The sequence below is a fragment of the Desulfotomaculum copahuensis genome (assembly GCF_001655685.1).
In the GTDB taxonomy this organism is placed as follows: domain Bacteria; phylum Bacillota; class Desulfotomaculia; order Desulfotomaculales; family Desulfovirgulaceae; genus Desulfotomaculum_G; species Desulfotomaculum_G copahuensis.
This window is the reverse complement of sequence record NZ_LYVF01000137.1, coordinates 31,374-52,048: the sequence shown is the minus strand read 5'-3', so window position 1 is coordinate 52,048 and position 20,675 is coordinate 31,374. Positions and strand designations below refer to the sequence as shown.

Genomic DNA, 20,675 nt, shown 5'->3' with positions numbered 1-20,675 from the left:
AGTGGAAAATTTGCAGATTGCCATTCATTCCCTGCCCGTTCTATTGCTGGGGGCGGGGAAAACGCTGGAAATCACCGCCCTGGCCGTTTCCATCGGCTGCATTCTGGGTCTGATCGGCGGCTTGTCCCGGCTTTCCAAAAACCGGCTGCTCCGTTTTCTGGGCACCTGTTATGTGGACTTTTTTCGCGGCACACCTCTTTTGGTGCAGATTGTGATTGTATATTTCGGTATTCCCCAGGTCATGCGTTCTTTTCAGGATTATCTGGTGTATGCGTATGGAATTACTCCTTTTTTTGATAACATCCCGATTTTCGTTGCAGCCGTAATTTCCTGCAGTTTGAACAGCGGTGCCTACATCGCTGAGATTTTCCGCGCCGGTGTGCAGTCCATAGAAAAAGGGCAAACCGAGGCGGCGCGCTCCCTGGGCATGACCAACGCCCAGGCCATGCGTTATGTAATCCTGCCCCAGGCCTTCAAACGGGTCATCCCGCCCCTGGGCAATGAATTCATCGCCATGATGAAGGACACATCCCTGTTGTCCGTGATTGGTTTTGAAGAGCTGTTCCGGCGCGGTCAGCTCATTGTGGGGGCAACCTATCAAGCTTTTGCCATTTATCTGTCGGTGGCTTTTATTTACCTGGTCATGACATTGTCATTTTCCCGCCTGGTGGACTACCTGGAAAGGAGGTTGAAGACCGGTGATTAAAGTAACCAACCTCCATAAACACTTCGGCCGGCTGGAAGTGCTGCGCGGCATCGACTGCCGGATTGCCCCGCAGGAAGTGGTGGTGGTGATCGGCCCCAGCGGCTCCGGCAAGAGCACTTTCCTGCGCTGCTTGAACCTGCTCGAAGAACCGACTGCCGGGGAAGTGGTGGTGGACGGGGTTTGTCTGACCGATCCCAAAACAAATATCAATGAAATCAGGCAGGAAGTGGGCATGGTCTTTCAGCGCTTCAACCTGTTCCCACATAAAACGGCGCTGGAAAACATCACCCTGGCGCCCCTGCGGGTGCGACGCATGAGCAGGGCGCAGGCCCGGGAGGTGGCTTACAACCTGCTGGCCAAAGTTGGTTTAAGCGACAAGGCGGATGTTTATCCGGATCAGTTGTCGGGCGGTCAGCAGCAGCGTGTGGCCATCGCCCGGGCGCTGGCCATGCGTCCGAAAATAATGCTTTTTGATGAACCCACCTCGGCGCTGGACCCGGAAATGGTCGGCGAGGTGCTGGCGGTGATGAAAGACCTGGCCCGGGAGGGCATGACCATGGTGGTGGTGACCCACGAAATGGGTTTCGCCCGCGAAGTGGGCGACCGGGTTTTGTTCATGGATGAAGGGAAAATACTGGAAGAAGGCGCTCCCGGACAAATTTTCAGCCGTCCGGGCAACGAACGGTTGCAGAGCTTTTTAAGTAAAATATTATAGGTCATCCGCCTGGACTGCAATCCGCCCCCGCGGCTTTCCGGAGCGTGTTGATTAAATCTTCCGGGTGGGTTCGCTGCGGTTGCGGCGGAAATATTTCATTTTTACCCGCTGTCCGGAAAGCCGTTCTGAAAATTCTGATCCAAAAAGCTGGTGACGTGGTATAATTAATCAGCGGGAAAGAACCGGTGCCCTGCTAGTGGCCGCCTCGGCCGTCTGCTTTTCGTTTACGGCTGTTTTTGCCAAACTGGCCTATGCCGGTCATGTCAATCTGACGACCCTCCTGTTTGCCCGGTTTATCCTGGCCGCCCTGGTGATCTGGGCTGTCATTGCATGCAGCCGGCAGTCGGCCGCAACGGCGCGGCGGGAACTGGGGGCGTACTTTTTCCTGGCCTTGCTGGGCTACGGCATCGCCACCTCCTGTTTGTTTGCGTCACTGCGGCTTATTCCGGCCTCGCTGGCATCCATGCTGCTTTATACCCACCCGGCACTGGTGGCGGCCGGAGAGGTGCTTTTCTACCGGCGCCCGTTGACCGGGAACAAAACAGCGGCCCTGGTCATGTCGGCGGCCGGTTTGCTCATGGTTCTGGGTACCGCTGCAGGCAAGGTCAGCCTGCCGGGTGTTCTGCTGGCCCTGGGTGCTTCCCTGTCATACGCCGCCTACCTGCTGTTGGGCAACCGGGTGCTCGATCATAATGACCATTCCCTGGCTGCCACCGGTTATGTGCTTGGTTTTGCTGCGCTGGGGTTTGGTTTGTACGGCCTTTTTTCCGGGCAACTGGATTTTGGCTTTCAGTTTTCCGGTTGGATTTGGATCACCGCCCTGGCAGTTGTTGCTACCGTTATGGCCATTATATTGCTTTATGCCGCACTGACCCGGATCGAGGCCGGCCGTGCGGCCATCATCAGCACACTGGAACCGGTTTTGACGGTGATTATGTCGGCGCTGATTTTCCGCGAACGGCTCGGGCCGTGGCAGGTTACCGGCGGCCTGCTGGTACTGACGGCAATTATGGTTTTACATGTCAAACCGCCTGTGAAAGGTGAGGTGGAGCTGCATTGAGTTGTCAGGAGCGCCATCATTTTTATCTTTACTCCCCGGCCGGCGGGAAAGGTTTGAATGATTATTTTTTATCCCGTTTGCCCGGGGTGAAACCCGTTTCGCTTGAAGTTTTTGAAGAATACCGCAAACAGTTTGACGATTTGGGCGAACTCAACCCGGACTATCACGGTTTTAAAACGCTGGTGGAAAAGTATATTTTATTGCTTACCGGCCGGGATGACCAACCCTGTGGCTACTGCGTTTATGGAGCGGAAAAGGCCGGGCTGATCGGTATTGACATCATCCTGGTGAAAAAAGAGTTGAGAAGAAAGGGATATGGAAGAACCATACTTGGTTATCTGGAACAATCCTGCCCTCCGGGAACGGTATTCTACGTGGACCATGTAACCAGCGCCGGGCGGAAATTTTTTGTGAGCTGCGGCTTTGCCCGGGATGTGGATCTGTTCAAAGTGCTGAGCGCGCACAACCGGATTTGTGCCTGGACGGCGGCGCCGGTAAAGGCCGTACCGGCATGTGTTTGAACCGGTGTGGCGAAAGCGGCGCCGGATGCCAGTTTTCAATTGCTTCCGGTGATATATTCACCACCGGCGGTCAGGAAAGTGCAATGGCGGAATTAATATTTACCCGGCCGTTCACCTTGACTTTTGATATGCGATTTGCTAAAATAAGTTTTGCTGACGGGAAGAAAAACCCGGATGGCCGGGGAAAAGGGAAGCCACATCCCGGTGAATGACAGCTCCCGGAAGCATAATAGCAGAGGTATGGTGGATGTAGCTCAGTTGGTTAGAGCACCAGATTGTGGCTCTGGGGGTCGTGGGTTCGAGTCCCATCTTCCACCCCATACTGGGGCGTAGCCAAGCGGTAAGGCAGCGGGCTTTGGACCCGCCATTTCGTTGGTTCGAATCCAGCCGCCCCAGCCATTTTTTTTATTATTGAGGCAACTTTAATGAGCCATTAGCTCAGCTGGTAGAGCACCTGACTTTTAATCAGGGTGTCCGGGGTTCGAGTCCCCGATGGCTCACCATTTGCGGGCGTGGCGGAATGGCAGACGCGCCGGACTTAGGATCCGGTGGGTAAAACCGTGTGAGTTCGACTCTCACCGCCCGCACCATATATGCGTTGATATCAGCCTGCCTGGCTTGAACGGGCGGGCTTTTTTGGGGGAAAAATAAAACCGCCCTTTTAGAGGCGGCCTCTTCCGGCAGTTCCCACGCCTCGCCCGGCGGCCGCGTTTCCCCTGGGGGTCGTCTGCCGTCCGGCGAATGCCGGCGTGCCATCTGCCATAATTAATAATAGCACGGCTGCTGGCATAAAGCAAGTGTTTTTACTAAAATTTAACACGGAGCAGACTGGTTTTTCTACCGTACACCGGAGCAATTCCGGATTAGGCATATCCTTCCGGTGCAGGAAATATCTATTTATAAACTTGCCCGGGGGGGTGGACCGGCATGGAAACTTTTATCAACAAGCTGGTACTGATCTATTTTACTGCTTTGGGTGTCCTGCTCGGGGCTTCCCTGGTTGGTTCCCTTTCCGCCGTCCTGGTTCGGGAGCCTCCGGTGACAACCATGCTCAAACTGGCCCGGGACGTGAAGATTTGGGCCATTGCCGCCGCCATCGGAGGCACTTTTTCCACCTTTGAAATTCTGGAGGGCGGGCTGTTTCAGGGTGAAATGCGTTCGGTGATCAAGCAGTTGTTCTATATTGTCAGCGCCTTGGCCGGTGCCCAGTCGGCCCACTACCTGATCCTGGCCCTGTGCGGGGCGAAAGAATGAAGCTGCGCCTGCTTGCCGCCCTGCTGGTGGGTATGCTTGCCGGGGGCGCACTGATCAATGTTTTGCTGGGCGAACAGGTGGACCGGTTGACGCTGGAAAGCAGCGCCCTGCTGGATAAGCTGGCCAGCACGGAAAAGGAGTTACAGCAGGTCAAGGCCAGTCTGGCCAACCGTCAGATGCGATCGATTACGGCGGTGGAAGTGCATGTTACCCTGACGGCGGGGAAGGAGATCCCCGAACTGGACCAGGCCAAGGCGCGGCTGGTGGTGGAAAACAAGGTGCGTGACTGGCTGCATCCCCTGCTCGGGCAGGAGGTGGACCGCCTGGATCACCTCCTGATCCCGCGGGTGGTGGACAGGCGGATAATAAACGTGGATGGACGCCGCTACGCGCTGAAAGTAATCCTGGTGGTGGTGGCGGAAAGAACGGTGATTTACCTGGAGGCCGTGCCGCAAAAAACATCCGCCGCCCCCGGGAATGCGCCGGTGGAACAGGAGCTTTAGCCGGACCGGCGGTTTATTTTTGCGGACAGGCAGGATTTCATTTTTCCGGTCAAGAAAAAGCAGATAGTTTTTGTAGATCAAAATTTGCACATGGGGAGACTGGCGATGAAAACAATTGATCTGCGCAGTGATACGGTCACCCGGCCCGGCAGGGAGATGCGGGAGGCCATGGCCCGGGCCGAAGTGGGGGATGACGTCTATGGTGAGGATCCGACAGTAAACGGGCTGCAGGAAACGGCGGCGCAACTGGTGGGCAAGGAGGCGGCCCTTTTTGTCCCCAGCGGCACGGCGGGCAACCAGATCGCCCTGCTCGCCCACACGGAGCGGGGCAACGAAGTAATTCTGGATGAGGAAGCACATATTTATTATTACGAGGCGGGTTCGCCTGCCATGCTGGCCGGTGTGCAGCTCAGGCCGGCGGCCGGTTTGTTGACGGCGCAGGGACCGGAAGTCCTGCGCCGGGCATTGCGTCCGGCCAATATTCATTTTCCGGTCACCCGGCTGATCTGCCTGGAGAACACCTTCAACCGGGGCGGCGGTACAGTTATGCCGCCCGGTGTAATGGCCCGGTTTTATGCCATGGCGCAGGAACGGAACCTGGCCGTGCATTTGGACGGGGCGCGCATATTCAATGCCGCCGTGGCCACCGGCTGCGATGTGCGGGAATTCACCAGACATTGTGACAGCGTCATGTTCTGTCTTTCCAAGGGACTGGGAGCGCCGGTCGGTTCGCTGTTGGCCGGCAGCCGGGAATTCATTGAAAAAGCACGGCGCTACCGCAAGGCGCTGGGTGGCGGCATGCGTCAGGCCGGCATACTGGCGGCGGCCGGTCTGGTGGCCTTGCAGAACATTTCCCGTCTGGCTGAAGACCATCTCAACGCCCGCCGTCTGGCCGCCGGCCTGGCGGAATTACCCGGAGTGGAGATTGATTTGGACAAAGTGCAGACCAACATGGTGCAGGTTAAGTTCACGGGCCGGTGCACGGCCGGTGATTTTGTACGGCAGATGGCCGGGCGGGATGTTAAATGCAACGCTTCCGGTGCCGATACGGTCCGTCTGGTGACCCACCTGGACATTTCCAGCGATGATGTCGAACTGTGCATAGCAGCTGCAAAGAACGTTTTGGTGAAAGGCTGCTGCGGTTGAATGAGGGAATAACCACTTTGGCGGCCGTGCCGTCTTTTCAATGCCGCGTACCGGCCGGCATATTTATTGTTTGTGAGTTGTTGTCCCCCAAGGACATGACCATTGAGGGGGGGCGCAACCCGTGCCGACGGCTGGCCGAACAATGCGCAGCCGTCGTAAGCGTGCCGGCGGCGCATTGTTCGCTGGCAGATGCTGCGCTTCCTTCCCGGCCGGTATGCCGGGAAGGAAGCGCATTTTGGCCGTCGGTTTAAAAGCGGAACCGGTTTTTTACCCGGAGCGGGCCGCATTGCAGTTTGTGCGGCGCGTTTCATGCCGGGGCGGCGGAGCAAAGTTGCCTGCACCGCCATCTGCCGTGTTTTAGCGCAGTCCCCGGATATTCAACCGCCGCCACGGGCCCACCCCGGTCAGGCTGATGCTCGCCCCTTCAGGGGCGGTGGCGGCCTTTTTGGATAGATAGACCTTCAGCCCGCCGGTTTCAAAAAGATCAAAGTCTTCTTCATTGGACGGCTTGCCTGCGTACACGGCAGGCTCATATGAAGGACCGCCTCAGCCGCCGCACATTTCCATGACCAGAGTAATAGCGTCGGTCTGTTCCAGAATATAATCCCTTGCCTCGCTGGTGACCTGAATGTTGTTCATGAAAATACCTCCCCAGGGTCTTTTGTTTAATATACTATAAAAACTTATCGCTGTAAATATACCCGGCATAAAAACTTTTAAGACTTTTTCCGCCGGGTGCGCTTCATTAAAAACGGGTGTTTTAGACCAAAAGCAGCTGGTGCGATTTTAACCTGATTTTAAGGTATTATACAATAAAATTTAACCGGCCGCTGATAATATACAAAAGAGGTTTTTTCCTATAAAAGGAGAATAGAACAGTACCGGCCGTCCGGTGCCGGATAATGTTTTGCTTTGAGGTGGGGTAATGAAAGTCACTGTTGCCAGGTTGACCAAACCGGTGACCACCGCTTCCCGTTACCTGTCCGCGGTCCCTTTGCCGTTGCAGGTGCTGGGGGCCAGTGATACTCATGTTTTTTGCAATGAACAGGCCAGGATCATATTGTATAATGACGGTCACCGGCAGGCGGCGCGATTTTTTAGTGAGTTCAAAAGCGAGCTTGACCGGGGTGTTACCTGGGCCGATCGCGGATTGCGCAGCACCACTCATCACTACGATCCTGTACGGGGAACGGGTGTCTGGGCCTGGGCCAACGCTGCGGAGAAGTGCCGGCAGTACTTCAGCCGGTCGGTAAAACTATGGCAGCGCGGCAGGCGGCAGCGGGCCATATTCATGCTCGGCGCGGCGGCGCATTTGGTGCAGGATGTCTGCGTGCCGCATCATGCCTGCTGCAAACTTTTTGACGGCCATCTTGATTATGAAAAATGGGCTAAAAGCAACAAGCATTTTTACCGGGCGCGTTCCGGCGGGCTCTATTCCCTCGGCGGCCGCCCCGAAGACTGGGTGGTTGCCAACGCCCGGATGTCACGTGAATTTTACAACATGGTTTGCGCATCGGCCGGCGAGGAGGATTACCAGCGGGCTACCGCCGTACTGCTTCCCCGGGCGCAGCGATCCACAAGCGGGTTTTTGCTTCTGTTTTTCCAGCGGATCAAAGGGGAATTGTATCTGTATAAATCCTGAGCGTGCATGCGGCGTCCGTCACCCGGCCATAATAAGAAAAACAAGGGGTGACGGACATTGCAATTATCACCGGGGGAACGATCCATCCTTGCCTATTTCCCGTCCAGCAACAGTGCGGAACGGGCGATGGCGGAGCTCAAGGCGACCGGTTACGGCACCGTGTCCCTGGACCGGGTGTCCCGCTACGGGGTGGAAAATAATGCCGAATTCAACAACCCTGTTGCCGGCCGGGCCGAAACAGCCACCGGACTGGTCCTTTACTCGGCCGGGACGGACAGTATGGCCAACAATGAGGCCCGGGTTTTGCTGGCTGCCGATCCTTCCGTAAGCGGTTACGGGGATACCGGTTACGGGCTGGCCGGGGGACGGTCCTTTCTGGTCACCGTGCTCACCGGCGGGGAAAAGGTTTCACCGGCGGTAGAGATTTTGAAAAAACACGGTGGACTGGTTTAGCCGGTTTGCAATCACAACTCCGGCTTCGGCGGTCATCTCCGTTGACCGTGGTTCCTGACGCTCAAATTCATAATATGCGGGAGGGAACAGGGATGCCTGAAAAAAGCAAGGGAACGGATGCGCCCCGGAACTTTGAGCAGGCCGCCGCGCGGATCCGGGAAAAGATCGAAGCGCCGGTGCTTGCGGAGGGACAGGCGGCATTATGGCATTCCGGATATGTTGACGGCGCCGGCAAAGCCCTGGCCCTGCTCGAAAAAGCCGGCCAGGACAAAAATGCCGTGGTGCCGGGCATCGCCGGGCAAAGCGGGCGCTTCGGCAGCGACGGCACATAGATTTAACGGCCGCGGCATCCGTCAGCCGGTTGCCGGGTTGTGAATAGCCGGAAAAGGCCGGGCGGCCGGAATATTCCGGCCGCAGGCCACTTTTCACGTCGATGGCAGGTAATGGGGACCGGTTTTCTTTACCGGTCTTTTTTGTGCTTTCCTTTAGCGCTTGTGGCTGCAAAGCCCGTTCCTTTTTGTCCGCACAGCGGCTGCGCTTGTAATTTTAGATTTTATTGGTTACAATGGTAGGAGATCACCGCGGCGGAAACGGAGGGCTTTTTTTTGAAAAGAGTGGTGAGCGTCAGTCTTGGTTCTTCCCGCCGGGATCACCGGGTGGAAGTGGAATTGCTGGGTGAAAAATTCGAAATCAGCCGCCGGGGTACGGACGGCGATTTCGATAAAGCATTGGCGTTGTTGAAGGAACTGGACGGCCGGGTGGACGCCATCGGTCTGGGCGGGATTGATGTTTTCCTGTATGCGGGCAAGAAGCGCTATGCGGTGGAGGACGGCTTGAAACTGATGGCGGCGGTAAAAAAGACCCCGGTGGTGGACGGCAGCGGTTTGAAAAACACCCTGGAGCGGGAAACCGTTTATTACCTGCGGGAACATACGGACCTGCTGCCGCCGGGGGTGAAAGTGCTCATGGTCAGCGCCGTGGATCGCTTCGGCATGGCCGAAGCGCTCAATGAGCTGGGCTGCGAGGTTACTTTCGGCGACTTGATTTTTTCCGCCGGCATTCCATATCCGATCCGGACAATCGGGGAACTGGAGGAAATCGCGGCCAGGATCCTGCCCGAAATGGTAAAATTGCCTTTTCATATGCTTTACCCCACCGGTAAAAAGCAGGACAGCCAGGATGAAGAAAAGGTGCAAAAGTACGGCCATTATTATCAGGAGGCGCGGGTAATCGCCGGGGATTATCATCTGGTGCGCCGTTACATGCCCGGTTTGACCGGGCAAACCATCGTCACCAACACCACCACCGCCGCCGATGTGGATTTTCTCCGGGAAAAAGGGGCCGGTTGCCTGGTGACCACCACGCCGGAATTCCAGGGCCGCTCCTTCGGCACCAATGTCATGGAAGGGGTGATGGTGGCTTTGTTGCACAAGCCCTGGGCGGAAATCACCCCGGGAGAATATCTGGATCTGCTAAAACGGTTGAATTTCAAGCCGCGTATACTGCCTCTGGCCTGAGTATTATTATACCAGGTCTGGTTTGATTTGCAGCACGCCGGCGGAAAACCGCCCGGTGCCGGACGTCCGGGAAAATGACGGAAACCGGCCGTCCGGGCTGCACCGGTAAACGGCGTTGCCTGCAAACCGCAATGTGCCGTATTTATGAAGTGGGGGGTAGCAGCTTTGGCCAGTCACGCCGAGATCACAGCAAGCCTGCGTGCTTTTCAATCCGGATACAGCAAAAATAAACGCTTGAAAATCATGAACCGCGATTGGGACCGGGTGGTGCTGGTAAAGGCCGAGGATATAGAATCCGAGCATACTTTAATATTAAAAGACGGTGAACTCTCTCTTATGGAAGGGAACAACGGGCGGGCCGATCTGATCGTCGCCGCGGACAGTGAAACCCTGGCCGATATGTTTTACGGCGATATTACACCTACCGAGCCTTATATGAACGGTACGCTGAAGATTACCGGTTCGGAAGACGATATCGTGCGTCTTGATTTTATTTCACTGATGATCTGGGGTGAGTAAGTGAAACTGAAGCGCGTGCTCACCCTGCGTACCATTGTATCGACCAGCGCCGGCCTGACCCTGGCCAGTTCCTCCTTTATCGCCGCCGTGCAGGTGGCCGGTTTTTTAGCCGGTGACAGCGCCTGGATCGCCATTCTTATTGGCGGACTTTTATGTCTGGCCGGAGCGGCCTGTTTTTCGGAACTCAACGGCCGGCTGCCGTCCGCCGCCGGTATCCGCCTTTATTTCTCCCGCGCCTTCAATGACCGCTTGGCGCTGGTCGTTTCCCTGCTTTACATGGCTGTAATTATGGGAGTGGTCGGCGCGGAAAGCTACGTGCTGGGCAATGTGCTGACCATGGCCGTGCCGGCCGTTTCCCCGCTGGTATGGATAGTGATCATGCTGGTGGCGGCCACGCTGCTCAACCTGCGCGGGATCAAGATTGCCGGTGCTTTTCAGGATATCATCACCTATGGGTTGATAGTCTCGTTACTGGTCCTGTCTTTCCTCGCCCTGAACCGGGTTGGCTTTCATCTGACCACACCGCTTTCCCCGGGCGGCGCCGGCAATCTGATCAGCGCCGTGGCGGTGGGCGTGTTTCTTTACGTCGGGTTTGAGTGGGTCACCCCCCTGGCCGAGGAGGTAACGGACAGCCGTCTTATTTCCCGGGGGATGCTGCTGGCCGTGGGTATACTGAGCGTCGTCTACGCCCTGTTCACCGTGGCCATGACGGCAACCGCCCCCCGTACGGAGTTGCTGGCCTCCCCGGCGCCGCAGATGGTTTTTGCCCGCCACCTGCTGGGCGAACCGGGCGTGATCTGGATGGTGGCCGTCAGTCTGGCCGCTTCGGCAACCACCTTCAATGCCGGACTGATCAGCGTATCCCGTTTTGTCTACGCCTCGGCGCGGGAACATGTGCTGCCCCCGGTTTTCAGCCGGGTGAGCACAATCTTTTTCACCCCCTGGGTGGCCATTGCCGGTGTCTTTGCCGTTGGCCTGTCTGTTTCCCTGGCGGTTGTTTTAACCCGTCATTACCTGGTGCTGGTCAACCTGGCGGCGGCCATGGAATCTATTGTTTACGCGCTGGCCGGGCTGGCGGTGCTCAGATTGCGCAAAAAAAACCCCGCCGCCCATTCTCCTTACCGGGTCCGGGGCGGCATGTTCATTCCCGTCATGACGGCGCTGGTTTTTGCCGGACTGGCGGTGGCGGTGGCTTTGACCAACATTTGGGTGGGTGGATACTTGCTGGCCGGAGTGCTGCTCAGTTGGTGGTACGTAAGTTATGTGGTGCCGCGGATCAAGCAGAAATACCAGGTTCGCCGTCCGGCCCGCCGCCGGCGGCCGGCGGCCGAACCGTCCGATCCGGCCGGATGTGAAAAAACCTGATGCCTGCCTCGGCAACCCCGGGTTCAACGTGTTCCCGGGGTTTTTTATTGCAGTCCCAGCGCCCGGTAGGCCGGTCCGTCGATCACATTGTCCCGGCTGAGGCCGTGGCGCGCGCGCAGCCGGTAGACGCTTTCCTCCATATCCATGCGCCAGGTGCCGTCTATCTTGCCGCTGTACAGCCCGAGGCGGTTCAGGGCGCGCTGCACCTCCATTACGTCGCTGCCGCAGAAATCGCGGCGTAATTCCCGGAAGGGCGGATCCCGGTGCATAAAGTTGTTGCCGATGATAATTACCGGAGCGTTTACCGGTATCAACGGGTATAACTGTTCCACGTCACTGTTGTGCATGCGGATGCAGCCGTGGCTGGCGTAGCCGCCGATTGCCCACGGCTTGTTGGTGCCGTGGATGCCGTAAAGTCCCCAGGGTACGTTCAGGCCCAGCCAGCGGCTGCCGAAGCCGGTGCCCCAGTGCATGGCCTTGCGCTGTACCCGGTAGTTGCCCAGCGGGGTGGGGGTTTCCGGTTTGCCCACGGCCACCGGATACTGCCGGTATGGTTCTCCGTTGTTCAATACTGTGAGCACACACCGGGTGGTGTCGATGATGATGCTTGTTTCCCCACGTACATCATCAACTGTTTCCTGCTGCGGGGTTATTTTCAACACCGGTTCGGGCGGGCAACCGCACGGATAGAAGGCCGGTGCGCAATGGGCCGCCGTTCCCGGCACCAGCCAGACCGGTAAAAGGATGAACAGGATGAAAATCAGCTTTTTCATGCCGTCACTTCCGTCTTCCAGACTGATTTTAGTTATGCCGGCCGGATTGGTTTTTATACGCGCCGTCCAGGCAATTCGACCGGGGGTAAAACACTGAGATTTTCCCAGCCGGGACCAATTCAGGGAAACGGCTCTTTTTTTGATAATTCGATGGCAGGATTTCCAGCCCCGGTGTTGAAACATGTAGAAGGCAGTCAAGCCAACGGGAATAAAAATAGATCAGGAGATGAGATTAATGAAACTGGAGCAGGTCAAGGCCATACTTTGCCGTCAGTCAGTGGTCTGCCTGACCGCCGGTTTTCTTTGTCTGGCCGGCCCGTCCCTGGCCTCGGCCGGTTTATCGACCCAGGCATCGTTTGTGGTCGGTCAGAGCAGTTACACAGCCGCCGGTCAGACGAAAACCATGGATGCAGTCACCTTTGAAGAACAGAACCGTACCTTTGTGCCGCTGCGTTATCTGGCCCTGGCCCTGGGTGTACCGGACAAGAATATCGGTTGGAACAACGCCGCCAATACAGCCACACTGAGCATGAGCGGCACTGTCATCAAGTTGACGGTAGGCAGTAAAACCATGCAGGTGAACAATCAAACCGTACCGATGGATGTTGCCCCGGTGGTCAAAAAAGGTCGCACTTACCTGCCGGCGCGCTATGTGGCCGAAGCGTTCGGTTACCGGGTGGGCTGGAGCGAATCTACCCGTACGGTTTCCATATTGCCGCCGGCTGTCTCACCCGCTTCCGGCCAGGTGGTGGTGAAGGGGAACGATGTCAATGTGCGCAGCGGGCCGGGAACGGGGCACAGTGTGATTACGCAGGTTAACCAGGGCGACCGGTTGGCGGTGCTGGGCAAGTCCAGCGACTGGTACCAGGTTCAGTTACCCGGTGGTAAAACAGGCTGGATTGTGTCCTGGTTGGTTACGGATGCGCCGCTGCCGCCTGACGGCGGCGGTCAAACCACGCCCGGCCAGGGGACGGATCCCTCCCGGGGCGGGGGGCATCTCGATCCGGGTAGCGGGAACGGTCAGTCTGGGGATGGTACTGGTAGCGGCAGCGGCCAGACCGGCGGGCAATCCGGGACGGGGTCCGGAGACAACGGTCAGGGCGGCCAACCCGGTAGCAACGGTCAACCACCTGCCGGCAACGGCCAACCGCCCGCCGGTGGCGGACAACAATCCGGCGGCAGCGGCACGGTCACGCCGGCGGCCAATGCCATCACCTGCCTGCAGGCCGGTCAGCAGGGCGATACGACCACGGTGACCGTTTCCGCCGGCGCGGCCATGAGTTACCATGCCTTCCGTCTGACGGCGCCGGACCGGCTGGTGGTTGACTTGACCGGTGTGCAGCCGGGAAGCCAGCCCCCGGCCCTGGCTGTCAATTCGGCCACGGTTCAGGATGTGCGGGTGGGCTATTACAGCAAGAACCCCGATGTCACCCGGCTGGTCTTTGATTTGAACCAGTATGCCGGCTACCAGGTTACTCCTTCCGCCGATCAAAAGACACTCACCATACAGGTCACGGTGCCCCAGTTGAGTGCTGTTTTGCGCGGCGTGGCCATTGCCGTGGATGCCGGGCACGGTGGATCCGATTCCGGCGCCGTCGGGCCAAGCGGACTTTATGAAAAGGATGTTACTCTGGCGGTGGCCAAAAAGGTGGATGATTTACTGCAGCAACAGGGCGCCCGGGTGATCATGACGCGCAGCGACGATACCTACGTCGGGCTCGGCGAGCGTACGGACATCGCCAATCAGGCCGGCGCCGACCTTTTTGTCAGCATCCACATGAACTCCTTGGACAACAACACTACTTACGACGGTACGGCCACCTATTATATAAGCCAGGCCGGCGTGAACGACGCCGTGTACTACGGCCTGGCCAGTCAGCAGGCGGAGGAGGAGCGGCTGCAGGAGAGCAGCCAACTGGCCTCCTGCATCCAGTCGGAACTGGTCAAGTCCATGGGACTGAAAAATGACGGCACCCGTCAGGCCAATTTTGCCGTGTTGCGCACCTCGCTGATGCCGGCGGTGCTTTGCGAGGTGGCATTCATCTCCAATGCCCAGGAGGATAAACAGATGACCACGGACACTTTTGTGGAAAACGCGGCCCAGGGGATCGTGCGTGGTTTGTCCGATTACCTGGCCCTGCGCGCCACCGGCAGGTGAAATTGATTTTTAACCGGGACCAGGAAAACAGGCCTGAAAAGGGCCTGTTTTTTGTGGTAAAATAACCTGGAACCCCGGGCCGGTGCATAAGATGGCGCGGCAGGCATAATAATAAGCAGATCTTCCGGCTCCAAAAACAGATACATGGAATCAAGGGGGTTAATAAGTAAAATTGAGCGATCCCAGACCGGTTGGTTTATTTGACTCGGGAGTGGGCGGGCTGACTGTTTCACGGGAAGTGTTCCGCCTGATGCCGGCGGAATCCACGATCTACTTTGCGGATAACATTCATGTGCCTTACGGGCCGCGCCGGGCGGAAGAACTGGTGGAGTTTGCCGGTGAAATTGTCTCCTTTTTAATTTCCCGGCACGTGAAGTATATCATCTTCGCTTGTAATACGAACTCCTCCGTTTCGCTGCACGTGATGCGCGAGCGTTTCAGCGGCGTGCCCATGATCGGCCTGGTGGAACCGGGAGCGCAAGAAGCGCTGCGGGTCAGCGCCAGCAAGCGCATCGGCCTGATTGCCACCGAGGCCACGGTGAAGAGCGGCGCCTACCAGCGTGCGATTATGGCTTTGGACCCCGCGGCGTCCGTCTTCAGCCTGTTTGCGCCCCGGCTGGTGCCTCTGGTGGAGGCGGGCCGCGCCGGTACGGCGGAATCCCTGGCGGCGGTAAAAGAATATGTGGAGCCCTTGCGGGCCGAAAAAATCGATACGTTAATCCTCGGCTGCACCCACTATCCTTTTTTAAATACCGAATTTCACCGGGCGTTGCCCGGTGTGACGCTGATCGACCCGGCCACGGTGACCGTGCAGGCCGCCCGGGAAGAAATGATCCGGTTGGGCCTATCCAGCGCCAGCCGGGGGGAACCCCCGCATCAATATTTCGCCAGCGGCGATCCCCGTGCTTTGCAGGAGGCGGCGGGACGGTTTCTGGGCCGGGAAATTCCGCCGGTGCGGCAGGTAAGATTGGACTGAACGCGTAGAATAATATATTATTGCAGTAAAGCAGGTGACTGCTGTGAAAACTCCTTCCGGCCCGCCCCGGGTGGGCATCACCACCACCGTGCCGGTGGAGGTGCTTTACGCCGCCGGCTGCGTGCCGGTGGATCTGAACAATGTTTTTATCACCTCCTCCAACCCGCAGGGGCTGGTGGAGGAAGCCGAACTGGCCGGCTACCCCCGCAATGTCTGCGCCTGGATCAAGGGGCTGTACAGCACGGTGCGCCGGGATCAAAGCATGCGCACCATTATCGCCGTCACCCAGGGGGACTGCAGCAATACCCACGCGCTGATGGAAACGCTGGAACTGGCCGGGGTGGAAGTGATTCCCTTCGCCTATCCCTTCGACCGCGACCGGGATTTGCTGGCCCTGCAAATAGAAAAGCTGATCTCCCGCTTCGGCGTGGACATGGCGGCCGTGAACCGGGCCAAGGAACGGCTGGACCGGGTGCGGCGCAAAGTGTGGCGCATCGACGAGCTGACCTGGCGGGAAGGACTGGCCGGCGGCCGGGACAACCATCTTTTTCAAGTCAATTGCAGTGATTTCAAAGGAGATCCGGATGCCTTTGAAGAAGAAATAGACCGGTTTTTGGACGGCCTGGCCGGCCGGGAACCGCAGCGGGAAGAAATCCGTTTGGGTTACATCGGCGTGCCGCCGATTGTGGACGACCTCTATGACTACTTGGAAGAACGGGGCGCCCGGGTGGTGTTCAACGAAACCCAGCGCCAGTTCACTCTGCCTTTTGACACGGCGGATGTGGTGGAGAGTTACCGGCTTTATTCCTATCCCTACGGCATCTTTTACCGTCTGGAGGATATAATCCGGGAAGTGGGGAAACGCCGCCTGGACGGTATCATTCATTACGCCCAGAGTTTTTGTTTCCGTCAGATTGAGGATTTGATTGTGCGCGAGCGGATCAAACTGCCCATTCTCACCCTGGAAGGGGACAACCCCGGCCGCCTGGACGCCCGCACGCGCATGCGTTTGGATTCTTTTGTGGAAATGCTGAAATAACCGGGAGTGAATTGCTTGTATTGCGGCATCGATCTGGGCAGCCGGAGTGTAAAAGTGGTTTTGATGACGCCGGCGGGCGGCCGGGAGTTTTATAAATTCGACACCATCAGCTTTTACCGGGAGCACGGACGGCTGGAGGAAGGGCAACTGGCGGTGGACCTGTCATCCCTGCTGCCCGGGCACGGGCGGTTTGAGGCCGTGGTCAGCACCGGCTACGGGCGGCAGACGGTGGCCCTGAAAGGCGCGCGCGCCATTCCGGAAATCAAAGCGCATGTATTGGGCGCCGTCTTTGCAACAGGCCGCGAAGACTTCACCCTGCTCGACCTGGGCGGCCAGGACAGCAAGGTGGCCCTGGTGCGGGGCGGCCGGTTGATCGATTTTCAAACCAACGACAAATGCGCCGCCAGCACCGGGCGCTACCTGGAAAACATGGCCGCCGTGCTGAACATCGATCTGGCGGAATTGAGCCGGCATTACCGTGATCCGGTGGAACTCACCGCCACCTGCGCCATTTTTGGTGAAACGGAATTGATCGGCCGGGTGGTGGAAGGTTATCCGCTGCCGGCGCTGGCCGCCGGGGTGAATTACACCATTTTCAAACGCATCCGGCCCATGCTGACCCGCCTGGCCAGCGACACGCTGGTCTTCACCGGGGGGGTGGCCCAAAACGGGGCGCTGCGGCAAATTTTGAGCAGCGAAATGGGGGTTGAAGTGGTGGTGCCGGAACGGCCCCAGTTTACCGGGGCCACCGGCTGCTGCCTGGAGGCCCGGAACCGGACCGGCGTCCGCCGGTAGGGTTGTTTTCCAGGCGGTTCATCATGGCCGGTATGAGGTTGTGTTTGCTTGTACCGGCCGCCTTAAATTAATTGCTTTTGACCGGTTTTAAATTTATGGCGTTGCGTGGTCCGGACACGATAAAGGCATGAAGCATAGCTTTAAAACCAATCAGATGCCGGTTGTTCCGGTGGTAACGGCGAACCGTTTAATGCCCGGTCGCTGAGGGAGGAGTTTCCAGGCGGGAATAGTATTCTATAAAGAAAGGAACGGTTGTTCATGCGCATAACCGTACTGGGTTGCTGGGCGCCCTATCCCCGGGCCGGGGGGGCCTGTTCGGGCTACCTGCTGCAGGATGCCGGGGGCAACATATTGCTGGATGCCGGCCACGGTGTTTTCAGCCGGCTGCAGCAGTTTATCCACCATAACGACTTGCGGGCGGCGGTGATCAGCCACTGGCACCCGGATCACGCCGCCGATCTGGAATGCCTGCGCCATGCCGCCGCGGCCGCGTTCAAACAGGGAACACGCCACCGTAAGGTGCAGCTTTTCATCCCGGCGGAGCCGGCGCCCGATTTTGCGCGTTTTTCCCGGTTTACCGATGTATTTGACATCGTTTCGATCGAAAGCCTGCCTGTGGAAGAAGTGCCGCCGGGTGTGCGTGTGCATGCGGGTTCGGTGGGGCCGGTGCGCCTGTTTTTTTTGCCGGCCAGGCATTCGTTGCCGGCTTACTCCCTGGGCGTGGAAGGATCCGGCTATCTGGTATATTCCGGGGATACCGCGCCGTCGGAGGAACTGACCGCCCTGGCCGAAGAGGCGGGCATTTTTCTCTGTGAGGCCAGCGGGTTCGACCGGGACGCGGAGCATATCGGACACATGCACCTGACCGCCCGCCAGGCCGGGGAAACGGCCCGCCGGGCCGGAGTGAAGGAACTGATCATCACCCACTTCTTTCCCGAATATGATCTGGCCGAACTGCAGGCGCAGGCCGCGGCCGGTTACGGCAGGCCGGTGGAACTGGCCACCGAGGGGGATACATATTTTCTCTATTGAACCGGGGGACTGCGTTGCATGAACGTTTCCATTATCCATGAATATTTGATGCACGCCGTTTATTTCGCCCCCCGGGGCAAGAGGCGGCTGTTGTCCCTGGGCGGCAGCCTTTCCCACCGCTACTTGAGCCCGGAGGACCGCCTGGTGGGACTGGTGGGCGACGCCGGGGCGGGAAAATCCCTGCTCATCCGGGGCATGTTTCCCGGCCTGGAGCTGACCAATGACGACGACGGCATCAACGTGCGCCCGCTTCCCCTGCTGGAAGACGCCGGCCGGGGACATTTCCGCTGCCGCACTTACCATCTGGATGTCCGTTTTGAGTCCGCTTTTACACCGCTCTGGGAAATTGCCGCGGCGGTGAAGAGCGCGATCAAAAAAGACCACCGGGTGGTGGTGGAGCATTTCGACCTGCTTTATCCCCAGCTGAAAATCAATGCCGAAATATTAATCGGCATCGGCGAGGAAGTGATCGTTACCCGTCCGGACCTGTTCGGCCCCGAGCCGCAGGAGTTGGTGGAGATCGTCTTTGAGTCGTTGATCTACCGGCGCATGGCGCACAGCGCGGAGGATATCACGGCACGGGTGATGAAGCGGATGGGTTGCCCGGAACCAGTAGCGCACAGTGACATCAAGCACGGCTTTATACTGGAGTTCGACCGGAAACCGGAGGTCGATCTGGATGAACTGGAACGGCGCGTGCAGCAGGCCATTGCCGCGGACAGGCCGATCCATTATCATGATGACGACCATATCAAGGTCGGGGACGAGGTATACTATTGTACGGGACCGCGCCTGCATGTGCGCCGGACCGGGGAGATTGAAAACTTCCGTCTGGTCAAGGATTTGCGCCGGGATCAGATGCAGGAGCTTTATGCCCTGGCCGGGCTGATTGGGCCGCAGGAACAGGAAGAGGAAAAAGCGGCCTGTCCGAACCGTTTCCGGCTCATTGAAGGGGCGCGGCGGCGTTCGCGCCGGCTGACTAAAAAAGAGGTGCAGGAATAATGGAAAGAGTGGACGGCAGGCGGCCGGATCAGATCCGCCCGGTGAGCATCATCAGGCACTATAACAAGTACGCTGAGGGCTCGGTGTTGATTGAAATGGGTGATACGCGGGTAATCTGCACCGCCACCGTGGAAAACCGGGTGCCCCCTTTCCGCAAGGATACGGGAGCCGGTTGGGTGACCGCCGAATACGCCATGCTGCCCCGGGCCACCGGAGTGCGCACGCCACGTGAAGCGGCCCGCGGGCGGCAGGGTGGGCGGACCATGGAAATCCAGCGGCTGATCGGCCGGTCTTTGCGTTCGGTGGTTGATCTGCCGGCACTGGGCGAGCGCACGGTGACGCTGGATTGCGATGTCATTCAAGCCGACGGGGGCACCCGGACGGCTTCCATTACCGGCGCGTTCGTCGCCCTGGTGGATGCCCTGGACAACCTGCTCCGGGAAGGGCAGTTATCCGCCATGCCCGTACACAATTTTCTGGCCGCCGTCAGCGTGGGCCGGGTAAACGGGCTGCTGGCCCTGGACCTGTGCTTTGCCGAGGATTCGGCGGCCGGGGTGGATATGAACGTGGTCATGACCGGCGACGCCCGTCTGGTGGAAGTACAGGGTACGGGTGAGGAAGCAACCTTCACCCGGGCGGAAATGAACGAGATGCTCGACCTGGCGGCGGCCGGCATCAGCCGGCTGGTGGACTGTCAGCGGCAGGCGCTCGGGGAAACGGCCGCCCGGATCACTCCGGTTGACCCTTTGGCCTGACGGGTGCCCAGCTAGGCATGATTTTAATCCGGGGAGAGGTGTCATTTTTGCAACTGGTGCTGGCTACGCGCAACGAAGGCAAAATCAGGGAGCTGACCGCCCTGATCGCCCCGCTGGGGTTTACCATCAGCTCTCTGGCCGACTATCCGCAAATTCCCGAAGTGGTGGAAGACGGGGCCACCTTTGAGGAAAACGCGGTGAAAAAGGCCCGGGCGGTGGCTGCGGCCGCCGGCTGTCCGGCCCTGGCCGACGACTCCGGGCTGGAGGTGGATTACCTGGGCGGCGCCCCGGGTGTCTATTCCGCCCGTTTCGCCGGCCGGGGACATGACGACCGGGCGAATAATGAAAAACTGCTGCAAATGCTGCGGGGGGTGCCGGCGGAAAAACGCACCGCCCGCTTCCGCTGTGTGGTGGCCGTGGCCACCCCCGGCGGCCTGGTTTATACCACCGAGGGGGTTTGTGCCGGGATGATTGGCGAAGAGCCCCGGGGAAAAGGCGGATTTGGCTACGACCCGCTTTTTTATATACCCGAATACGGTAAAACCTTTGCCGAACTGGACCCGTTTATAAAAAACCAGATCAGCCATCGCGGGCGGGCGCTGACCGGCACCTGGAACATCCTGGCGGAATTGAAGAAAGAAAAGTCATGAAAACCGCGTCAGGTGCTGGTATGTAAGCACTGTCCCGTCATGGGATACAGGCATGTTGACTGCGGTGAGCGAACTGGCTACCTGATTGCCGGGC

The 20,675-nt window shown here is 58.4% G+C and carries 23 protein-coding genes and 4 tRNA genes; 25 read left to right on the top strand and 2 right to left on the bottom strand.

All coding sequences use genetic code 11. From position 1 onward, the window contains the following. Nucleotide 1 precedes the first annotated feature (1 nt). The 11 genes from A6M21_RS08350 to ltaE all read left to right on the top strand — a co-directional run bounded on the left by A6M21_RS08350 (nt 2) and on the right by ltaE (nt 5,905). Entirely contained in the window at nt 2-706 is a 705-nt protein-coding gene (locus tag A6M21_RS08350; RefSeq protein WP_066667718.1) for an amino acid ABC transporter permease, read from the top strand. Next, complete coding sequence (locus A6M21_RS08345) at nt 699-1,421, top strand: amino acid ABC transporter ATP-binding protein (protein WP_066667717.1); 723 nt, start codon at nt 699-701, stop codon at nt 1,419-1,421. Before A6M21_RS08350 ends, A6M21_RS08345 begins: the two co-directional genes overlap by 8 nt. Nucleotides 1,422-1,581: 160 nt before the next feature. Next, nucleotides 1,582-2,481, top strand: coding sequence for a DMT family transporter (locus A6M21_RS08340; RefSeq protein ID WP_345788090.1), 900 nt, complete (start codon nt 1,582-1,584; stop codon nt 2,479-2,481). Further along, a complete protein-coding gene (locus A6M21_RS08335; RefSeq protein ID WP_066667714.1) occupies nt 2,478-3,002 on the top strand; it encodes a GNAT family N-acetyltransferase in 525 nt (174 codons plus the stop codon). The genes A6M21_RS08340 and A6M21_RS08335 overlap by 4 nt, the downstream gene beginning before the upstream one ends. A 243-nt stretch (nt 3,003-3,245) precedes the next feature. Continuing rightward, nucleotides 3,246-3,322: transfer RNA gene (locus A6M21_RS08325), tRNA-His, on the top strand. Between the two features lie 3 nt (nt 3,323-3,325). Continuing rightward, a tRNA-Gln gene (locus A6M21_RS08320) sits at nt 3,326-3,401 on the top strand. 28 nt (nt 3,402-3,429) lie between these two features. Beyond that, nucleotides 3,430-3,505 (top strand) — tRNA-Lys (locus A6M21_RS08315). 3 nt (nt 3,506-3,508) lie between these two features. Further along, nucleotides 3,509-3,592, top strand: a tRNA-Leu gene (locus A6M21_RS08310). A 337-nt stretch (nt 3,593-3,929) separates the two neighbouring features. After that, nucleotides 3,930-4,256 (top strand): YtrH family sporulation protein, encoded by a 327-nt coding sequence (locus tag A6M21_RS08305; RefSeq protein ID WP_066667710.1) that lies wholly within the window; start codon nt 3,930-3,932, stop codon nt 4,254-4,256. Beyond that, complete coding sequence (locus A6M21_RS08300; RefSeq protein WP_066667708.1) at nt 4,253-4,759, top strand: sporulation membrane protein YtrI; 507 nt, start codon at nt 4,253-4,255, stop codon at nt 4,757-4,759. The genes A6M21_RS08305 and A6M21_RS08300 overlap by 4 nt, the downstream gene beginning before the upstream one ends. Nucleotides 4,760-4,864: 105 nt before the next feature. Then, the gene (gene ltaE / locus A6M21_RS08295) at nt 4,865-5,905 is read left to right on the top strand and encodes a low-specificity L-threonine aldolase (RefSeq protein WP_066667703.1); all 1,041 of its coding nucleotides are present in this window, start codon (nt 4,865-4,867) and stop codon (nt 5,903-5,905) included. A 357-nt stretch (nt 5,906-6,262) separates the two neighbouring features. Here ltaE and A6M21_RS19270 read toward each other — a convergent pair whose 3' ends face one another. Next, nucleotides 6,263-6,544, bottom strand: a complete 282-nt coding sequence (locus A6M21_RS19270) for a CC/Se motif family (seleno)protein (RefSeq protein WP_264175321.1) — start codon at nt 6,542-6,544, stop codon at nt 6,263-6,265. A gap of 286 nt (nt 6,545-6,830) precedes the next feature. On the opposite strand from A6M21_RS19270, the gene A6M21_RS08290 reads away from it, so the two are divergent. The 6 genes from A6M21_RS08290 to A6M21_RS08265 all read left to right on the top strand — a co-directional run bounded on the left by A6M21_RS08290 (nt 6,831) and on the right by A6M21_RS08265 (nt 11,401). After that, on the top strand, nt 6,831-7,547 hold the full coding sequence (locus A6M21_RS08290) for a zinc dependent phospholipase C family protein (RefSeq protein WP_066667702.1): 717 nt from the start codon (nt 6,831-6,833) through the stop codon (nt 7,545-7,547). 57 nt (nt 7,548-7,604) lie between these two features. After that, nucleotides 7,605-8,000 carry a hypothetical protein gene (locus A6M21_RS08285; RefSeq protein ID WP_066667701.1) on the top strand — a complete coding sequence of 132 codons (396 nt, stop codon included), beginning with the start codon at nt 7,605-7,607 and terminating at the stop codon, nt 7,998-8,000. 92 nt (nt 8,001-8,092) lie between these two features. Further along, nucleotides 8,093-8,332, top strand: a complete 240-nt coding sequence (locus A6M21_RS08280; RefSeq protein ID WP_066667699.1) for a hypothetical protein — start codon at nt 8,093-8,095, stop codon at nt 8,330-8,332. 273 nt (nt 8,333-8,605) lie between these two features. Further along, nucleotides 8,606-9,517, top strand: a complete 912-nt coding sequence (locus A6M21_RS08275; RefSeq protein WP_066667697.1) for a quinate 5-dehydrogenase — start codon at nt 8,606-8,608, stop codon at nt 9,515-9,517. A 165-nt stretch (nt 9,518-9,682) separates the two neighbouring features. After that, nucleotides 9,683-10,036, top strand: a complete 354-nt coding sequence (locus A6M21_RS08270) for an SCP2 sterol-binding domain-containing protein (protein WP_066667693.1) — start codon at nt 9,683-9,685, stop codon at nt 10,034-10,036. Continuing rightward, nucleotides 10,037-11,401, top strand: a complete 1,365-nt coding sequence (locus tag A6M21_RS08265; protein WP_066667692.1) for an APC family permease — start codon at nt 10,037-10,039, stop codon at nt 11,399-11,401. Between the two features lie 44 nt (nt 11,402-11,445). On the opposite strand, the gene A6M21_RS08260 is transcribed toward A6M21_RS08265, so the two are convergent. Next, nucleotides 11,446-12,174 carry a L,D-transpeptidase family protein gene (locus A6M21_RS08260; RefSeq protein WP_078060534.1) on the bottom strand — a complete coding sequence of 243 codons (729 nt, stop codon included), beginning with the start codon at nt 12,172-12,174 and terminating at the stop codon, nt 11,446-11,448. 235 nt (nt 12,175-12,409) lie between these two features. On the opposite strand from A6M21_RS08260, the gene A6M21_RS08255 reads away from it, so the two are divergent. The 8 genes from A6M21_RS08255 (at nt 12,410) to A6M21_RS08220 (ending at nt 20,581) form a co-directional block, all read left to right on the top strand. Then, nucleotides 12,410-14,332, top strand: coding sequence for an N-acetylmuramoyl-L-alanine amidase (locus A6M21_RS08255; RefSeq protein ID WP_066667691.1), 1,923 nt, complete (start codon nt 12,410-12,412; stop codon nt 14,330-14,332). Between the two features lie 172 nt (nt 14,333-14,504). Next, on the top strand, nt 14,505-15,308 hold the full coding sequence (gene murI / locus A6M21_RS08250; protein WP_066667690.1) for a glutamate racemase: 804 nt from the start codon (nt 14,505-14,507) through the stop codon (nt 15,306-15,308). Between the two features lie 43 nt (nt 15,309-15,351). Further along, the gene (locus A6M21_RS08245; RefSeq protein WP_066667688.1) at nt 15,352-16,347 is read left to right on the top strand and encodes a 2-hydroxyacyl-CoA dehydratase family protein; all 996 of its coding nucleotides are present in this window, start codon (nt 15,352-15,354) and stop codon (nt 16,345-16,347) included. Nucleotides 16,348-16,362: 15 nt separating this feature from the next. Beyond that, a complete protein-coding gene (locus tag A6M21_RS08240) occupies nt 16,363-17,142 on the top strand; it encodes an acyl-CoA dehydratase activase (RefSeq protein ID WP_066667686.1) in 780 nt (259 codons plus the stop codon). A 258-nt stretch (nt 17,143-17,400) separates the two neighbouring features. Then, nucleotides 17,401-18,174: an MBL fold metallo-hydrolase gene (locus A6M21_RS08235; protein WP_066667685.1), complete on the top strand. Its 774-nt coding sequence runs from the start codon at nt 17,401-17,403 to the stop codon at nt 18,172-18,174. A gap of 18 nt (nt 18,175-18,192) precedes the next feature. Further along, on the top strand, nt 18,193-19,176 hold the full coding sequence (locus tag A6M21_RS08230; RefSeq protein WP_066667684.1) for an alanine-tRNA synthetase second additional domain-containing protein: 984 nt from the start codon (nt 18,193-18,195) through the stop codon (nt 19,174-19,176). Next, entirely contained in the window at nt 19,176-19,931 is a 756-nt protein-coding gene (rph, locus tag A6M21_RS08225) for a ribonuclease PH (RefSeq protein ID WP_066667683.1), read from the top strand. The genes A6M21_RS08230 and rph overlap by 1 nt, the downstream gene beginning before the upstream one ends. Before the next feature lie 47 nt (nt 19,932-19,978). Further along, on the top strand, nt 19,979-20,581 hold the full coding sequence (locus A6M21_RS08220) for an XTP/dITP diphosphatase (protein WP_066667970.1): 603 nt from the start codon (nt 19,979-19,981) through the stop codon (nt 20,579-20,581). Nucleotides 20,582-20,675 lie beyond the last annotated feature (94 nt).

Bases quoted from the DNA above. Each gene is read 5' to 3' on its own strand.
- A6M21_RS08280 (WP_066667699.1), top strand. From the start codon at position 8,093: ATGCCTGAAAAAAGCAAGGGAACGGATGCGCCCCGGAACTTTGAGCAG.
- A6M21_RS08300 (WP_066667708.1), top strand. From the start codon at position 4,253: ATGAAGCTGCGCCTGCTTGCCGCCCTGCTGGTGGGTATGCTTGCCGGG.
- A6M21_RS08290 (WP_066667702.1), top strand. From the start codon at position 6,831: ATGAAAGTCACTGTTGCCAGGTTGACCAAACCGGTGACCACCGCTTCC.
- ltaE (WP_066667703.1), top strand. From the start codon at position 4,865: ATGAAAACAATTGATCTGCGCAGTGATACGGTCACCCGGCCCGGCAGG.
- A6M21_RS08235 (WP_066667685.1), top strand. From the start codon at position 17,401: ATGCGCATAACCGTACTGGGTTGCTGGGCGCCCTATCCCCGGGCCGGG.
- A6M21_RS08255 (WP_066667691.1), top strand. From the start codon at position 12,410: ATGAAACTGGAGCAGGTCAAGGCCATACTTTGCCGTCAGTCAGTGGTC.
- A6M21_RS08260 (WP_078060534.1), bottom strand. From the start codon at position 12,174: ATGAAAAAGCTGATTTTCATCCTGTTCATCCTTTTACCGGTCTGGCTG.
- A6M21_RS08230 (WP_066667684.1), top strand. From the start codon at position 18,193: ATGAACGTTTCCATTATCCATGAATATTTGATGCACGCCGTTTATTTC.
- A6M21_RS08305 (WP_066667710.1), top strand. From the start codon at position 3,930: ATGGAAACTTTTATCAACAAGCTGGTACTGATCTATTTTACTGCTTTG.
- rph (WP_066667683.1), top strand. From the start codon at position 19,176: ATGGAAAGAGTGGACGGCAGGCGGCCGGATCAGATCCGCCCGGTGAGC.